This is a genomic window from Methylobacterium fujisawaense (genome assembly GCF_014138435.1).
Classification (GTDB): Bacteria; Pseudomonadota; Alphaproteobacteria; order Rhizobiales; family Beijerinckiaceae; genus Methylobacterium; species Methylobacterium fujisawaense.
Genome location: NZ_JACJIM010000001.1, coordinates 862,127 through 878,262 on the forward strand (window position 1 = coordinate 862,127; position 16,136 = coordinate 878,262).

14 protein-coding genes and 2 pseudogenes are annotated in these 16,136 nt (G+C 67.9%); 10 read left to right on the forward strand and 6 right to left on the reverse strand.

Going from position 1 to position 16,136, the window contains the following annotated elements; all coding sequences use genetic code 11:
* Positions 1–113: 113 nt before the first annotated feature.
* From gpmI to GGQ91_RS04185, 3 genes are all read left to right on the forward strand, one after another.
* A complete protein-coding gene (gpmI, locus tag GGQ91_RS04175; RefSeq protein ID WP_043379441.1) occupies positions 114–1,625 on the forward strand; it encodes a 2,3-bisphosphoglycerate-independent phosphoglycerate mutase in 1,512 nt (503 codons plus the stop codon).
* A gap of 133 nt (positions 1,626–1,758) precedes the next feature.
* Positions 1,759–3,174 carry a lipopolysaccharide biosynthesis protein gene (locus GGQ91_RS04180; protein ID WP_043379193.1) on the forward strand — a complete coding sequence of 472 codons (1,416 nt, stop codon included), beginning with the start codon at positions 1,759–1,761 and terminating at the stop codon, positions 3,172–3,174.
* Between the two features lie 10 nt (positions 3,175–3,184).
* Positions 3,185–4,378: a GNAT family N-acetyltransferase gene (locus GGQ91_RS04185; protein ID WP_182591424.1), complete on the forward strand. Its 1,194-nt coding sequence runs from the start codon at positions 3,185–3,187 to the stop codon at positions 4,376–4,378.
* Here GGQ91_RS04185 and GGQ91_RS04190 read toward each other — a convergent pair.
* The 3 genes from GGQ91_RS04190 to GGQ91_RS04200 form a co-directional block, all read right to left on the reverse strand.
* Positions 4,314–4,670 (reverse strand): hypothetical protein, encoded by a 357-nt coding sequence (locus tag GGQ91_RS04190; RefSeq protein ID WP_043759809.1) that lies wholly within the window; start codon positions 4,668–4,670, stop codon positions 4,314–4,316. The two genes, GGQ91_RS04185 and GGQ91_RS04190, sit on opposite strands and share 65 nt — an antisense overlap.
* Positions 4,671–4,688: 18 nt before the next feature.
* Entirely contained in the window at positions 4,689–4,916 is a 228-nt protein-coding gene (locus tag GGQ91_RS04195; RefSeq protein WP_020091174.1) for a hypothetical protein, read from the reverse strand.
* 448 nt (positions 4,917–5,364) lie between these two features.
* Entirely contained in the window at positions 5,365–6,792 is a 1,428-nt protein-coding gene (locus GGQ91_RS04200) for a protein adenylyltransferase SelO (protein ID WP_053609335.1), read from the reverse strand.
* Positions 6,793–7,888: 1,096 nt separating this feature from the next.
* On the opposite strand from GGQ91_RS04200, the gene GGQ91_RS04205 reads away from it, so the two are divergent.
* From GGQ91_RS04205 to GGQ91_RS28345, 5 genes and pseudogenes are all read left to right on the forward strand, one after another.
* Positions 7,889–8,116 (forward strand): hypothetical protein, encoded by a 228-nt coding sequence (locus tag GGQ91_RS04205; RefSeq protein ID WP_182591425.1) that lies wholly within the window; start codon positions 7,889–7,891, stop codon positions 8,114–8,116.
* A gap of 132 nt (positions 8,117–8,248) precedes the next feature.
* Positions 8,249–8,389, forward strand: a pseudogene (locus tag GGQ91_RS28645) (IS3 family transposase); the annotation flags it as partial.
* Positions 8,390–8,694: 305 nt separating this feature from the next.
* On the forward strand, positions 8,695–9,654 hold the full coding sequence (locus GGQ91_RS04210; RefSeq protein ID WP_043345703.1) for a helix-turn-helix domain-containing protein: 960 nt from the start codon (positions 8,695–8,697) through the stop codon (positions 9,652–9,654).
* A gap of 129 nt (positions 9,655–9,783) precedes the next feature.
* Complete coding sequence (locus GGQ91_RS04215) at positions 9,784–10,317, forward strand: metallophosphoesterase family protein (protein WP_246410541.1); 534 nt, start codon at positions 9,784–9,786, stop codon at positions 10,315–10,317.
* A 46-nt stretch (positions 10,318–10,363) separates the two neighbouring features.
* Positions 10,364–10,492: a hypothetical protein gene (locus GGQ91_RS28345; protein WP_281374992.1), complete on the forward strand. Its 129-nt coding sequence runs from the start codon at positions 10,364–10,366 to the stop codon at positions 10,490–10,492.
* Between the two features lie 12 nt (positions 10,493–10,504).
* Here GGQ91_RS28345 and GGQ91_RS04220 read toward each other — a convergent pair whose 3' ends face one another.
* Both GGQ91_RS04220 and GGQ91_RS04225 read right to left on the reverse strand, forming a co-directional pair.
* Positions 10,505–10,819 carry a hypothetical protein gene (locus GGQ91_RS04220; protein ID WP_043379206.1) on the reverse strand — a complete coding sequence of 105 codons (315 nt, stop codon included), beginning with the start codon at positions 10,817–10,819 and terminating at the stop codon, positions 10,505–10,507.
* Positions 10,820–10,985: 166 nt separating this feature from the next.
* Positions 10,986–12,854, reverse strand: a complete 1,869-nt coding sequence (locus tag GGQ91_RS04225) for a methyl-accepting chemotaxis protein (protein WP_343066750.1) — start codon at positions 12,852–12,854, stop codon at positions 10,986–10,988.
* A gap of 390 nt (positions 12,855–13,244) precedes the next feature.
* On the opposite strand from GGQ91_RS04225, the gene GGQ91_RS04230 reads away from it, so the two are divergent.
* Positions 13,245–13,814 carry a YagU family protein gene (locus tag GGQ91_RS04230; RefSeq protein WP_182591426.1) on the forward strand — a complete coding sequence of 190 codons (570 nt, stop codon included), beginning with the start codon at positions 13,245–13,247 and terminating at the stop codon, positions 13,812–13,814.
* Here the strand turns inward: GGQ91_RS04230 and GGQ91_RS28575 are convergent.
* A pseudogene (locus tag GGQ91_RS28575) lies at positions 13,763–13,882 on the reverse strand (IS481 family transposase); the annotation flags it as partial. The gene GGQ91_RS04230 and the pseudogene GGQ91_RS28575 sit on opposite strands and share 52 nt — an antisense overlap.
* A gap of 444 nt (positions 13,883–14,326) precedes the next feature.
* On the opposite strand from GGQ91_RS28575, the gene GGQ91_RS04235 reads away from it, so the two are divergent.
* Positions 14,327–15,928 carry a sigma-54-dependent Fis family transcriptional regulator gene (locus GGQ91_RS04235; protein ID WP_182591488.1) on the forward strand — a complete coding sequence of 534 codons (1,602 nt, stop codon included), beginning with the start codon at positions 14,327–14,329 and terminating at the stop codon, positions 15,926–15,928.
* Positions 15,929–16,136 lie beyond the last annotated feature (208 nt).

Below are 16,136 nucleotides of genomic sequence, written 5' to 3' on the forward strand. Positions count from 1 at the left end.
GATTATCGACACGCGCAACGATCCGGCCGCGCAGGGCCCGGAGACCGGCCGCGCCCCGCGTGCGGCAGCGCAGGAGAGTTGTGACCGTGCCCGACAGTACGCCGCGTCCCGTGATGCTCGTGATCCTCGACGGCTGGGGTCTGCGGGACGCGGTGGCCGACAACGCCGTCCACCAAGCCAAGACCCCGGTCTTCGACGCGCTGATGCAGGCGCATCCCCGGGCGCAGCTGAAAACCTTCGGCGCCGATGTCGGCCTCCCCGCGGGGCAGATGGGCAATTCCGAGGTTGGGCATCTCAATATCGGGGCGGGCCGCGTGGTCCTGCAGGACCTGCCGCGGATCGACTCCGCCGTCGCCGACGGTTCGCTCGCCCGGAATCCGGCGCTGATCCGGTTCATCGAGACCCTCCGCGCATCGGGGGGCACCTGCCACCTCGTCGGCCTGCTCTCGCCCGGCGGCGTCCACGCCCATCAGGACCACGCCGTGGCGCTGGCGCGGTTGCTGGTCGCGGCGGGGATCCCGGTCCGTCTCCATGGCTTCACCGACGGGCGCGACATGCCGCCCCGCTCCGCGGCCACCTGCATCGCCGATGTGGCGGCCACCCTGCCCAAGGGCGCGCGCATCGCCACCCTGTGCGGCCGCTATTTCGGGATGGACCGCGACCGGCGCTGGGAGCGGGTCCAGACGGCCTACGACGCCCTCACGGAGGCGCGCGGGACCCGGTTCGAGCGGGCCGGGCAGGCGGTCGCCGCGTCCTACGCGCAGGACGTGTCGGATGAGTTCATGCGGCCCGCGATCATCGGCGACTATGCCGGCATGCGGGACGGCGACGGCCTGCTGTGCTTCAACTTCCGCGCCGACCGGACCCGGCAGATCCTGGAGGCGCTCCTCGACCCGGCCTTCGCGGGATTCGACCGCACGCGGACGGTCCGGTTCGCCGCCGCCCTGGGGATCGTCCAGTACAGCGTCGAGATCGACGCCTTCGCCGAGACCCTGTTCGGCCCCCTCGACCTGCCCAACGGCCTCGGCGAGACCGTAGCCCGGGCCGGCCGCACGCAGTTGCGCATGGCCGAGACCGAGAAGTACCCGCACGTCACCTACTTCATGAACGGCGGCCGCGAGGACCCGTTCGCGGGGCAGGACGCGGTCCTCGTGCCCTCGCCCAAGGTCGCAACCTACGACCTGCAGCCGGAGATGTCGGCGCCGGAACTCACCGATCGCGCCGTGGAGGCGATCGGCTCCGGGCGCTACGACCTCATCATCCTGAACTTCGCCAATCCCGACATGGTCGGCCATACCGGCAGTCTCGCGGCCGCCGTGAAGGCGGTAGAGACCGTCGACACCTGCCTCGGCCGCGTAGTCGAGGCGGTGACGGCGCAGGGCGGGGCGCTGCTGGTGACCGCCGACCATGGCAATTGCGAGATGATGCGCGATCCCGAGACCGGGGAGCCCCACACCGCCCACACCCTCAACCCGGTCCCGGCCCTGCTCATCGGCGTCGACGGCGTGTCCCTGGCCGACGGCCGCCTGGCGGATGTGGCGCCCACCCTCCTCGACCTGATGGGGCTCGACCAGCCGGCCGAGATGACCGGCGCGTCGCTGATCCGGAAGCGGGGCGCGGGCTGAGGGCCGGGGCCGGCGGCACGCCGCCTGCACGGCCCGGGCTGTCATGCCCGCCGTCCCTGCGTTACGTCCCGCCACGAAGCCGGTCTGTCCCAGCGTGGTGCGAGGTCGTGGTGCGTGTGACCGGTTCTAGGACATGATCGCCCGACACAGCCTGATCTATGTCGGCTCCCGGGGCTTCGCGGCAGCCCTGAACATGGCCTCCGTGGCGGTGTTCACGCGGCTCGCGCCGGTGGAGAGCTACGGCACCTACCTCTACGTCCTGTCCTGGTCGCTGGTGCTCTACGGGGCGACCTGCCAGTGGCCGAAATTCGCGTTCTTCGCCCTCTACGACGAGGCGCGCGAGCCCGCGCAGGTCGGCACCGTGGTGCGGATCCTGGGCGGCACGCTGCTGCTCGCGGGGCTCGGGAGCGCGCTGGCCGCCGGCCTCGGGCTGATGTCGGCGCGGATGGCGGCCGCGATCCTGGCGCTCGCCTTCGGGAGCACCCTGTTCGAGGGCTCCACCGAGATCGCCCGGACGCGCCTCCGGGCCGGGGCGGTGGCAGCCTCGGTGATGAGCCGGGCCGTCCTGATCCTCGCCCTCGGCAGCCTCGCGCTGCATCTCTCGCAGGATCCGCTGCATCTCGCCTTCGCGGTGGCGGCCGCCAACGTCCTGGCCTCGCTCCCCGCCGCCGCCACGATCGCGCCGATGATGCCCGGCCGCGGCAGCCGGGCCGAGGCCCTGCGGCTCTTCGCCTATGGCTGGCCGCTGGTCCTGTCCTTCGGGACGGCGGCGCTCGCCCAGAGCCTCGACCGGCTGATCATCGCCAAGACGGTGGGGCCAGCGGGGCTCGGCGCCTACGGGGCGCTGGCCGACTTCCTGAAGCAGAGCTTCATCGTGTTCGGCGAGGCGATCGCCCTGTCGCTGATCTCCATCGCCAAGCGCGAGGCGCGGGCGGGCGGGATGGCGGCGGCCTCCGGGGTGCTGCGCGACGCCGCCCGGGCCATGACGCTGATCGCCGCCTTCGGGGCGGTGTTCTTCCTGTGCTTCGACGATCTGGTCGTGGCGGTGCTGCTCGGGCCCGCCTACCGGGCGGAGGCGCGGGAGCTCGCGCCGGTCCTGATCCTGGCCTCCATCCTGATGATGTTCCGCGCCTATTATTTCGGGCAGGTGATCTACTTCACCCGCTCCAGCGGCCTGGAGGCCGCCGCCGCCTTCGCGACCCTCGCCGCGGTCGCCGCCCTGTCGCTCCTGCTGATCCCGCGGTTCGGTGCCGCCGGGGCGGCCCTCGCCTTCGCGGGCGGCCAGAGCGCGGCCTGCCTCGTGCTGGTGCTGGGCGCCCGCCGGGCCGGAACGACGATGCCGCTGCCCCTCGCCGACATGGCGGGGATCGCCGGGATCGCGCTCGCCTGCGGCGCGGTGAATGCCGGCATCGCCCTGGTCCCGGGCGGGCTGATGCCGCCGGGGCAGGCCCTGCGCCTGGTCCTGCTCGCCGTCGCCGCCGGCATGACGGCATGGCGCTACGACGTGCTCGGCTTCGCCGGCGCGATCCGCCACCGGCTCGCGGCCTGACGGTCCCGCCATGGCAGACATCGCCGCGCTACCGGGGGGGTTCGTGGCGGCGGTCCGGCCCCTCGATCCCCGAGCCCCCTGGATCCCGGCCTGGCGGGCGCTGGGCGCGGCGTCCCTCATCCGAAACCCGTTCTACGAGGCCGGCTACGCCCTAGCTGCCCGCGACGCCTTCGGGGCGGGCGTCCGGCTCCTCCTCGTCGCCGACCGGCCGCCGGAGGCGCCGGGGGCCCGGCTCGTCGCCGTCTGGCCGTTCCGGCTGTCGCGGCGGCGCTGGGGCCTGCCGCTGCCGCTGCTCATGGGCTGGACCCACGGCTACGCCCCGTTCGGCGCGCCGCTCCTCGACGGTGCCGATCCACAGGCCGGACTCGCGGGGCTGCTCGCCGCGCCGGGCGTGCTCGGCCTGCCGCCGCGGCTCCTCCTGCCGAACGCCCCCGCCGACGGCCCCCTGCCGGACCTCCTCACCGCGCAGGGCGGACGCCGGGCCGCCTACTGGCCGCATGACCGCGGCCTGCTGGATCTGAGCGGGTTCGGGCCGGAGGCGCGGAGCGGCTATCTCGGGCACCTCTCCGGTCAGCGCCGCCGCAAGCTGCGCCGCGCCCGCGCGCGCCTGGAGGCGGCGGGGCCCGTGACCTTCGAGATCCTCGCCGCGCCCGAAGCCCTCGGCCCGGCCCTGGACGCCCACGTCGCCCTCGAGACCGCCGGCTGGAAGGGGCAGGCCGGGACGAGCCTGGCGCAGCGGCCGGCGGAGATCGCCTTCCTGCGCGCCGCCCTGGCCGATCTCGGCGCGGCGGATGGCGTGCGCATCGCCCGCCTGCGCCGGGGGGAGCAACTTCTGGCCTCCCTGATCCTGCCGGTCACCGGCCGGGAGGCCTGGGTGCTGAAAATCGCCAACGACGAGACCCGACCGGAGACCGCGCCGGGCGTCCAGCTCGTCCACCGGCTGACCGAGGCCCTGGCCGCGGGCGACTGGCCGATCGACCGGATCGATTCCTGCGCGCCGCCGGGCTTCGCCCTCGGCAGCACCTTCTGGACGGAGCGCCGGCCGATCGCCCATCTCCTGGTCGAGGCGGGGCGCGATCCCCTGTTCCCGGTCGCCCGGACCCTGGAGCGCGCCCGGGAGCGCGTCGCCCGGGCGCGTGTCACCATCCGAAACGGGCGATCTGCTCCAGCCGTGCCCGCGTCGCCGCCGCGTCGCCGCCCATGACGGCGATCCGCCCGGACAGGTCGTAGCAGGCCGCGCAGAACGGCAGCTGCAGCAGCGTGTACCCATCGTCGCGCGCCCGGGCGACGGAGGCGATCAGGCAGGGCAGGACCGGCCCGTCCGCGGGCCCGGCGAGGCAATCGGCCCGGGGGCTGCCGAAGGCCGGGCGGTTCGGCCAGGTCAGCAGGAGCGTGGTGCCGCCCCGGCGGTCGGGGGCCGGCGGCAGGGTGTAGCTGCGCAGGAACAGCGCGCAGGCGGCGAGGAGCAGGAGCGGCAGGATCAGGGCTGTGCGCATCGACGGATTCCTCGCGCCTCAATCCCCCGCGTCGAAGCGCGTGCGATAGAACACCTCGCGGCCGGCACCGTCGATCACCCGGACGGCCTCGGCCGGCTCCCCCGACCGCTGCGGCACCCGGGCGCGGGCGAACAGGCGCAGAGCCCGCTCCTGCGCGCTCTCCAGACTGCCGACCCGCACGGAGATCCGCGTCTGGATCTCGTCCGGTTCCGGTCCGAGGACTTCGATGTGGAAGGTCTCGCGCACGGGGATCCGTTTCATCGAGGGGCATGAAGACCGGATGTTGGAATCCGGCCGGCGGGCGCCATAGCATGTTCCGGTCCGGTTTCGGCTCGGATCGCCCGCATCGGCCCATCAACACCGTCGTCGCGTGCGCCGCGCAGCGACCCAGAGACGCGCCCCGCGCTCGATCGCGGCGCTGCCGGGGAGTTCCGCGCGCATCGACGAGCCGCGCGAGGTCGATCTTGGCCCGAAGTCCAGTTGCCCCGCGGCCGGGCGCGGCTCTAAGAGGGCCGCTCCGACCCGAGGAGACATCACCGGAGAAACCCGTGGATCCGCTCAAGGCCGCCGCCGCGACGCTTCTCTGCCTCGCTCTGTTCTGGCTGGCCTTCCGGCTGACCCGGCGCCTGGTCGATCTCGCCATCGCGGGGGGCTACGCCGAGGAGCGCCGGCGGCTCGCCGAGGAAGAGGCCGCTCAGGCCGAGGCGGGCGCCGTTCCGCAGGCCTCGGCCATCCGGGCCACCCCGGCGAGCTTCGCCGCGAACAGGGACCAGTCATCCGCCGCGGCGATCGGCGCCCACAACGCCTCCACCTCGTCGATCAGGAGCGTGCAGGGCGCCTCCGCGAAGTAAGGATGGTCGAGCCGCGCGCCCGGTGCGGGCGCCAGCGGTTCCAGCGCGGCCCGCACGGCCGTGAAGGCCTCGGACCGGTACTGCGCGGCGGCCGGTCCCGCCTCCGCCCGCCCGGCGCTCGCGAGCCCCCCGTACCAGTCGAAGAAGAACCGCTCGAAGGGCGCCCGCGTCTCGGCGAGGAACCGCCAGACCGCCGAGACCAGCCGGTCGGTCTCCGGCTGCGGCGCCGCGGCGAGGCCGAGGCGGCGGAACAGGGCTTCGGCGAAGGCCGCCTGCAGGGCCGGGCCGAAGCCGGAAAGGGCGGCTTCGAGGCGCGCCTGGGGGGCCAGCGTCAGCAGGCAGTCGGCGAGCCGGGCGAGATTCCAGAACAGGGCCTCGGGCTGACGGCCGAAGCTGTAGAGCCCGGTCTCGTCGAAATAGGCCGCGGTGAAGTCCCGGTCGAAATGCGGCAGGAAGCGCCAGGGCCCGTAATCGAAACTTTCGCCGGTGACGTTGATGTTGTCGCTGTTGAGCACGCCATGGACGAAGCCGGCCGCCGCCCATTGCGCGCCCATCCGGGCGACGCGGAAAACCACATCCTCCAGGAAGGCGACGCCGCGATCCTCCAGGCCGGCCCGCCAGAGGTCCGGCCTATGGGTCTCGATCGTGTGGTCGAGGAGCCGGGCGACGTTGTCCGGTTCGCCAAGCGCCAGGACGCGCTGGAAGCTGCCGATCCGGATATGCCCGTGCGAGAGGCGCACCAGCACGGAGGAGCGGGCCGGCGAGGGCTCGTCGCCGCGCACGAGGTCCTCGCCGGTCTCGATCAGGCTGAAGCTCTTCGAGGTGTAGACGCCCTGTGCCTCCAGGAGCGCGGTGGCCAGCACCTCGCGCACGCCGCCCTTGAGGGTGAGCCGTCCATCGGCGCCGCGGGACCAGGGCGTGGTGCCGCTGCCCTTGGTGCCGAGGTCGAGCAGCCGCCCGTCCTCGAGGTCGTGGAGCTGCGCGAACAGGAAGCCGCGGCCGTCGCCGAGCTCCGGATTGTAGGAGCGGAACTGATGGCCGTGGTAGCGCAGGGCCAGGGGCGTCTCGAAGCTGCCGGGCAGCGGCTCGAACCGGCCGAAATGGGCGATCCACGCCGCCTCCGAAAGGCCGCCGAGGCCCACCCGCTCCGCCCAGGCCTGATTGCGGTAGCGCAGGATCGTCTGCGGGAAACGGGCCGGGGTGACCGGATCGAAGAAGGCGGGCCCGAGCTCGGCGTGGCGCCGGGAGGGCTTGAAGGCGGTGTCGTCCATGCGGCGCGTCTCTCGGGTCGGGCCGGGCGTGCCCCTCCCGTCACCAAGCCGGCGGAACGGGATCCGTTGCAGCATTCCGGTTCTTGCGCGCGGAACGAAGCAGGCCGGCGTCGCAGGCGGCTTCGGGCGTGGTGCTGCGGGCGTGCTTCGCTCTGCGCGCAGGGGGCGTCCGGCACCAGGGCTGCCGTCGGCGCCCGTGCGTGTGCGCGCGATCCGCCTGGCCGTGCGACTGTCTAAAAGGAGTGGTCTCGTGGCGGTCTGCTACCGCGCGGACGGTCGAGGACGCAGACATTCGAGCTGTGGCAGCAGGGGTCGACAGTCGTGCGCTCGGCACCAGAAGCGCATCGCGCTGGATTGGACATGCCCCTGCCCGATCGATCGTAAGCGAGACCGCTCTTCCGAGGTCTGACGAGCCGACACGATCCCCCGACAGCATGGGGGCCGGATTGAGGTGATCCAGCCTGCCTCTCTGGCACGCGTCGGAGGAGCCCTCGTTTTATGGACACGGTCCGGCGCCGATATGAGACGACGCGGTGGGTCGGTCTACAGAATGTCCGGGTCCTTCAAGCGCGAAACGGCCCGCGCAGGCGCCCCGCAGCGCCAGCGCTCCTTCAAGGCAGGTCGATCCCGGAATGACCGCGATTGTTCGATGCGGCCTTGCGACGGGAGGAACAATTTAAGTCTTATCGGGACTCTCAATCTATTTTCGCATCCTGGCGATGCAGGATGTGATCAGACGTATCTATAAATATCATGCTCGGCGCGCCAATTAGGAGCAGATACATTTCATGGATGTGCGTCCAATACTGAAAGTACGAGACACCCCATCTCGCCGTCGAATCTCTAAAAGAGCTATTGTTTATCGAATGAAGAAGATAAAAATTAATCATAGCCCGAGCGTGTGATCTGTCACTTCGAGTCGGTCAAAATCAATTTATGAGTTGATGCCATAGACGCTAGCAGATGGCGGGAATGCGGTGGGATGTAAGTTTTTGGAATCCATACGAGCCCTACGCCCGTTCGACCAGATATTTTTGTGGCCCTCTATCTTCAGCGGGACAATCGAAAATCCTGCGCGCGCCAAGGAGCCTGTTCAATGCGTATGATCAAAGGTTTTATAAGAATTTGGCTTGTCGTGTCCGCTGCCGCCGCTTCATTACTGCTGGTGTATGTTGTGAACCAGTCCGCTCCGACTTGGGTAACCGCTGTCCTGCTGTCCCCTTTGTTTTTGATACCCATAACGCAAACCGATGAATTGCTGGCGCCCGTCATAAATTGGGTCAGGCGCGGGTTTCACGGCAATACTTCCGACAACCCGCATTGACCAAGTAAGAAATTTCCAAAACTTGTTGCGCATTGGGGTGGTTAGAATTTGATTTTGCGACCGTGAATAAATTATTGCGGCTAACAGTACATTCTATGAAGAGTGCGGATTGCGAACGACTCCGGCAGGCGGTGGCGGGATACCGACAACCGCGTCCGGCCGCATTCGTCCTCGGGCTACCGACCACCTGCGCCTGTCACCGTCCCGGATCTGGCCTTCCGGCTTCCCATGGCCCCGGCCCTGCAACAGCCTCTCAATCAGCCTGGTGAATAATACTGTTCAGCTCAGCGTCTATCGCACAATAGATTGTATTTTCTGACATTTCACACCTAATGGAAATCAATTTTAGCGCTTAATAATAGTTTTTAGTTTCTACAAATACTGACTGACCGCCTCACAACCTCAGCGATCACAGAGAAGGTATATTTGCCGATAACTCACTCTTAGATTTGTTTTTGGCTGAGATTTGTTAGATTTTGACATTACGCCGTTTCCATATCATAAGCCACATTGCATCAGAGTTCGTCGAGAATTCATGCATTACTAGTGATGGTATATTTGAATATAGACAAAAATACATGCGGACACTATTTTCAACGGAGAAATTTCATCCCCGCGACAGATTTAGAAGCTGGCGCGATGCCATGTCCGACATGCGCGTGCCGGCCGAGCAGAAGCGCCTGACCGACGATCCATTCGATGCCAAGATAGAGGTTGCTACCGTCGGCTCGATCGAAGCGATACGCACCTCCCATGGCGCTTTACGCGCTGAGGCGACGCCCGACCTGGTCAGGAATCATGGCCAGGAGAATGCTGTCGGAATATTCTTCCGGCAGGCAGGAATTGCAAAGACCGGTCAATCCGACAGGACCTCGGTGCAACGGCCCGGCGATCTCATGGTACTCGACTGTCGTCCGGCAGCGCAGGAATACAGCTCGGGCAGCCAGATGCTCACCCTCCACATCCCCCGTGAGCGGCTCGAGTCTGTCCTCGGTCCAGCTCGGCTCTACAGCGGGCTGACCATCGGTGCAGACCTCGGCAGCACCGCCTTGGCGACAGGCTTCCTCACTGAGCTGATGCGTGTCAGTGATAGCCTCACGCCGGCCGTGGCAGACCGCATGTCGGCCATCGGCATCGACCTGATCGCGGCCAGCATCGCCGAGCGCTTGGCACAGGAGGTGTCTCGCCCCTTGCATGAAACAGTCACGGTTCAGCGCGCCAAGACCTATGTCGAGGCCAATCTGGGTGACCCCGACTTCGGACCTCCGGAACTCGCCGCGGCTGTCGGCGTCTCGCTGCGCCGGCTACAGGAGATGTTTCATGAGCGTGGCAGGCACGTGTCCGACTACATCTGGGAGCGCCGTCTTCTGAGGGCCGGGCATCAGCTGAGCAAGATCGAGCATGGCCATCTGCAGATCGGCGCAGTCGCGTATAGCTGTGGCTTCTCCAGCCAGGCCCACTTCTCCCGCCGCTTCAAAGCGCATCACGGCATGACGCCGAGCGAGTTCCGGCAGGCTGCTCTTGAGGTGGCCCGGTAGGGCTCTCATCCGTTGACGATCCGAGCCTGGGCTGCGCTGCGTGCCGTGGCCGAACGCTTCGAGCCGCCCAGTCCCGATGAAGGCTTCGACGCCGTGCGCATCGTGCGCCCCTGAGAGCGCGGGCGATCCTTGGCCAAGCTCTGGATCCTGTCCGACCGGCACCTCGAGGCGGTGCTGTATCCGGATCAGTTCCGGTCCGAGCCGCCCGCCTTCGACATGCTGGTCGCGGCCGGCGATATGTGGAAGGCCGCCCCCCGGCAGACGTTCAGGGTCCTGCGCCGCCTCGCCAACGACGAGCCCGTCGTATCCGTGATGGGCAACCACGAGCACGGGCACGGCATCGTGCCCGAGGCTCTCGCCCGCGCTCAGATCCTGGTCGGATGCCGGTTCGTCGGCACCACCCTGCGGGGCGATTGTCGGTTGGCCGGACAGCTCGATCCCAACACGCCGACCGGCGAGCCGATCGATGTCGCCCATGACGGCGGCCATCACCTGCTCACGGCCGGGGACGCCGCGGCCCTGCACCGTCACGCCCGCGCCGAGCTGGCCGCGCTCATGGACGAGGGTGATGGGTGCTGCCGCTCATCGGGGTCACCCACCACGCCCCGCATCCGGACTGCATCGCTCCCGCTTGGCGCGGCACCTGGAACGCAGGGAACTTAACCTTGGACCTGTCCGCCCTGACCGATACCGGCCGCGCGGCTCTGTGGTGCACGGCCATGTCCACCACAGCCTCGACCTGGTTCGGCCCGGCGGAGCCCGGATCCTGTGCAACCCGGCCGGTCCCCGCTTCGCCAATCCCGCCTTCGACGCGGCTCGGGCGATCGCGATCGGCTGATCTCACACGGGCTCAAGCCGAGGGGGCGTCGCGTGTCAGCTCTTGGACGAACAGCTCGGCCTGATCGACGAGCAGGTTCAGATGCGCCACGCTGTCGCTCATCTGGCCGACCAACGCCGCGGTGAGCTCGGTCAGCCGGGTCTCGGCACTCGGCTGCACGCTCTGCAGATTGGCAATCTGGGCCTTCAGCTCCGTCCGTCTCCGACGCAACACCTGCAGGAGCGTCTCGATCCGCGCCACGACCAGATCCGCGGCGAGCGCGTCCGTCCGTGATCCGACGGCGGTCTCATCCTCCTTGGAGCCCAGCGGGATGTTCGTTCCGGTCATGGCGGCTTGGTTCTGCCTCAAGGTGAAGCAGCTTAGGCCGTGACACATTCCTCAGGCTGACCGGCGTCGGCGATGACGCTCGGATGGCCGAGCCCCGTATCGCACCCGATCCAGCCGCCTGCACGCAGTCGGGCGACCGGGAGGGGGCTCGGAGCCCGCGCCAGTCTCAGGCGGCTCGGACGGTGGCGAGGAAGCGCGCCACCTCCGCCCCGAGATGCTCGGACTGGCGCGACAGCTCGTCCGCCGCGCTGAGCACCTGGGCCGCGGCCGCGCCCGTCTCCTCGGAGGCCTCGGCCACGCCGGTGATGTTGCTCGTCACCTCGGCCGTGCCGGTGGCCGCCTGAGCGACGTTGCGCACGATCTCCTGCGTGGCGGCGCCCTGCTCCTCGACCGCCGCGGCGATCGAGGCCGCCACGCCGTTGATCTCCCGGATCCGCGCCGTGATCGCCCCGATGGCACCGACCGCCTCGGCCGTCACGCCCTGAACACGCGTGATCTGGCCTGAGATCTCCTCGGTGGCCCGGGCGGTCTGCCCGGCGAGTTCCTTGACCTCGGCAGCGACCACCGCGAAGCCGCGCCCGGCATCGCCGGCGCGGGCCGCCTCGATCGTGGCGTTCAGCGCCAGCAGGTTGGTCTGCCCGGCGATCGAGGAGATCAGCCCGACCACGTCGCCGATCCGCGCGACCGTCCCGCTCAGCTCCTGCACCAAAGCCGCCGTCTGATCCGACTCGTCCACCGCCGCTTGCGCGAGCTTGGAAGAGCCGTCCACCTGCCGGCTGATCTCCTGCACGGACGTGCCCAGCTCCTCGGCGGCGACCGCCACGGTGTTGACGTTGCTCGCGGCCTGTTCGGCGGCGGACGCCACGGTCGTGGACTGGCCGGCCGTCTGGGTGGCGGTGGCGGTCATGGCCTGGGCGGTGGCCTGCAGGTCCGTGGCCGAGGACGAGACTTGGCCGACGATGCTGCCGACAGCCCGCTCGAACTCGTCGGCCAGCTCCAGCATGGTGCGCTTGCGCTGCGCCTCGCCGGCGGCCCGCGCTTGAGCAGCCTCCAGCTCCAGGTGCCGGCTCCGGATCAGATTATCCTTGAAGACCTGCACGGCCGCCGCCATCGCGCCGATCTCGTTCTTCGTGGCCGTGTCGGGAACGACGAGGCTGGTGTCACCGTCGGAAATCCGGCTCATGACCTGTGCCATGCGGCGGATCGGCATCGAGATCCTCCGGACGCAAACCACGATCACGCCGCCGCACATCACGAGCACCGCGCCGCCGCCCATCAGGAAGAGGACGAAGCGCGTCCGGGCCGCGGCGATGCGCGCCTTGATCAGGTCGAAAGCCCGGACGAACAATCGATCGCGAAGTTCGACGATCGCGCTCATGGCCGGGACATAACGGGCGGCAAAGTCGTGTACCGTCAGGGTCGCGGCCTGACCGGATAAGCTTTGGGCCACGAGATCGGCAGCCAATTTCTGGCCGCCTTCGATGTATTGCGCCCGCATGGTCCTGATGAGCTCATCGACACCCGCATCGTCGCCGATTTTGCCACGGGCGAGCAGGATCTGCCGCATCTGCGCGTCGACATAGCCGCTCAATCGATTGTATTGCCCGATCTCCTCGTCCGTCATACGCCGCCTGGTCACGAGAGCAGGGGTGAACACGGATCCGATCTGACCCGCGAAGTCGCGCAGCTCCGTCGCGGTCCGGGCCATCGTCAGCCAGGAGCCCAGGCTCGGATCGGCCGACATCGTGGCATCGTCCACAGCATTCAACGCCTGGTCGAGCACTGGCGGGACGGCGATCAAGGCCTTCACGATCCCCGCCACCGCGTCCTGGGATCGCTGTGCCTGAACATGAGCCGTCACGGCATCGGCTTGCTGCCGCACGGTGGCGAGGCGCCGAACGGTCTCGGAGACGGCCTCGGCGGCCTTGGCTCCCCATCGCTCCGGCAATGTGGACACGGCGAGGCTGGCCTCTCGTAGGGCCGCATCGGTGTCGGTGCGAGCCTCGCTGAGCGCCTGCTCGACAGCGCGTGGCACCGGTCTCTCACTGCCGAGACTGCTGTTGGTGGGCCCCCGTTCCTGCGCGATGCGGGTCGAAGCGCCCAGGATCTTCAACGACGCGGAAGCACCCGTCAGCGCATTGACGCTATCGCTGTATGATTTGTACTCGTCGATTTCCATCTTCGCAGTAACAGTCACGCACAGCGCACCGACACATCCCGACACAGCGACGATCAAAGTCGATATTTTCACAACAACCTCCGCAATCGACCAAAATCTCTAGGTTAAATCATATTACGGTTTTGCAAATTTTTGGTTTAAAACTGTGATACAGGCAGTTGATCGATCCGTTTTTTGGATCTATGTCCGCAAACCTAAGAAGATTGGAATTCCTAGGGAGATCGTACGGACGAAATAGAATTACACATGGAGGACAAATTGGGGACAAATTCAAAAAATGACGGTATTTTCGATTACGGATACGCGGCTTGGGCGGGATTCCTGGGCGGAAATCTTTCGAGCTTCGTCAAGTGGGGATCCGAGATCCCTTTCCCGCCCCGGGAGGCCGGCCGCATCTCGCCACCCTTCGCCATCCTCAAAGCGCTTGGCCTGAACGCCGAGGACATGACCTACGTCTTCACCGGTCACGTCATCAATTACGGCGTCGCCCTGGTGCACCAGGGCTTCTCGATCGTCTTCGGCCTGCTCTATTGCCTGCTCGCAACGGCATGCCCGCTCGTGACGCTGGGGCAAGGACTGGCCTTCGGACTGATCATAACCCTCCTGTTCCACGCCATCCTGCTGCCGCTGGGCGGCTGGGCGCCCCAGGTCTGGGACATTTCCGCCCATGAGGTGTTCTCGGAGGTGTTCGGGCACCTGCTCTGGGCTTGGACGATCGAGATCGTCCGGCGTGACATGGTGAGGATGCGGTTCGCGTCAGCGTCCACCTTGGCGAAAGCCAGCTCTGACGTTCGATCGATGGCAACGAACAGGTAGAGGGTGCCATCTCCCGTCCAGACCTCTGCGAGATCGATGTGGACATAGCCGATGACATCATCGGCAAAGCGCGTCGTCTTGCGCTGATCGCCTTTTCGGCCCTTCGCCGCATCGGCCGCCGTCTGCCGAGCTCGCCACGTCTGGCGTCGTCGGGCTGACGCCGCAGCGTCCGGCGGCGGCCCTCACACCGTCTTGACGGCGCTGTCTTGCGCGACGGAGCGCCTCCGTCGTGCGGGCGCTGCCGTGGCGCCTTCGGCCCAGCGCGCATCCCAAGGGATCCAGCACCCGATCTCAGGGGTCTGCCCGCAGCATCGCCGACATGGCGGGGTCCGCGGGAATGTCGGCTTCCGCCGCCTCCGGGGAGGACGGGAGCGGGCCGCTTTCAGCCTTTGCATCGGTTGCCGCTCATCCAGCGCGTCTTCGGGGACGCGGTGCTGGCGTGTCTCGCACCTCTCCTTGCACAGGGCTTGCAGGTTGCCGACGGCAGTCGGGCAACTGAGGTGCGATCAGCCATGGAGGAGCGGGCAGGCAACGCAACGTCGAGCACTTACTGGCGCACGCAGGAGATGTTCCTCATCCAAGAGGTCATGAACCTCGTCGGTAAGGGCCTGCACCTCGACCAGGTCGCCCGCGAGATGCTGCACCTGCTTTCGGAGATCGTCGGGCTCAACCGTGGACGCATCGTCCTGAAGGACCCTGACGGCGCCGGCTATCGCATCGCCCATTCCTACGGCCTGACCCGCGAGGAGGTCGCCCGCGGCCGGTATGCGCCGGGCGAGGGCATCACCGGGCGTGTCATCCAGGATGGTCACCTCGTCATCGTCCAGGACATCGACAATGACCCGGTCTTCCTAGGGCGTGCGGTCGAGCGCGCGCGACTGCCCCGTGGCGCGGTGTCGTTCCTGGCGCTCCCGATCCGGGTCGAGCAGAAAACTGTCGGCGCCATCGCCTGCCACAGGATCCGCCACCGGGAGCGACCGCTCTCCGACGACCTCACCCTCCTTCGCATCATCGCCACGATGGTCAGCCAGTTGCTGACCCTGAACGAGCGGGTCGAGCGGAAGACACGCGCGCTCGAGGAGCACAACGATATGTTGGCTCGCGAGTTGCGCATCAAGCGGGCCCGCTACGGCATCATCGGCACCTCGCCCGCGCTGCTGCGCGCGCTCGTACAGGTCGAGAAGGTCGCGGACGCGACCGCGAGCGTCCTGCTGCTCGGCGAGTCCGGCACCGGCAAGGAACTGTTCGCCCGCGCGCTCCACCTCGCAAGCCCCCGGCGGGACCGGCCGTTCGTCAAAGTGAACTGTGCGGCCATTCCAGAGAGCCTCTTCGAATCCGAACTGTTCGGCCACGAGCGCGGCGCGTTCACCGGGGCGGTCGCGGCACGCGCCGGCTGGTTCGAGCAGGCGAGCGGCGGCACCATCTTCCTCGACGAGATCGGCGAGATGCCGGCGATCCTCCAAACCAAGCTGCTGCGGACCCTGCAGGAGGGGACGGTCGTTCGCCTCGGCGGCAAACGGGAGATCCGCGTCGACATGCGCCTGGTCGCCGCGACCAACCGGGATCTCGCGGCCGAGGTCGCCCACGGCCGCTTCAGGGAGGACCTCTTCTACAGACTCAACGTCATCCCGATCACCCTGCCGCCCCTGGCCGAACGGCGAGACGACATTCCGGACCTCGTGCTGCATTTCCTGACGCAGGCGAACCAGGCCAACCAGCGCAACGTCAACCTGACCCGGTCGGCCGTCGCACATCTCGCGCGCCAGCCCTGGCCGGGCAATATCCGCCAACTCGCCAACTTCATCGAGCGGCTCGTCTTGCTGGCCAGCGAGGGCGTTCTCGACGTCGACGACCTGCAGCCGATGCTTGGGGGCGTGACTGTCTCGGGGGCGGTTGCGCCGGGGCCGGCACGGCTCATCGTGCCGACAGGGGGAGACCCGGTCCATGCGATGGGCGGCCTTCGGCCCTATCTGCCCGCCGACTCGCACGATGGCGCGCAGTTGCGCCTGGCCCTCACGCAAGCGGGTGGCAACAAGACCCGCGCCGCGCAGAGGCTTGGCCTCACCGAGCGCCAGTTCTCCTACCGCTGGCGGAAGCTCCAGCCGAGGGCCTAACCAGCCTCGTCCAAGTCCGACAATGTCGACACAATGTCGACATTCACTGTCGGAACCGGGCGATCAAATCACCGCGGCCCTCACCTAAGAATTTGGAAAACCTGGATTTTCAAAGATAATCACCGGCTCGGCCATCCTGGCATCTGCCTTGCGCAAGTCCTTCCGAGCCGCCCCCGACAATTGCGGGGCTGAGCCGGAAGGAACACCA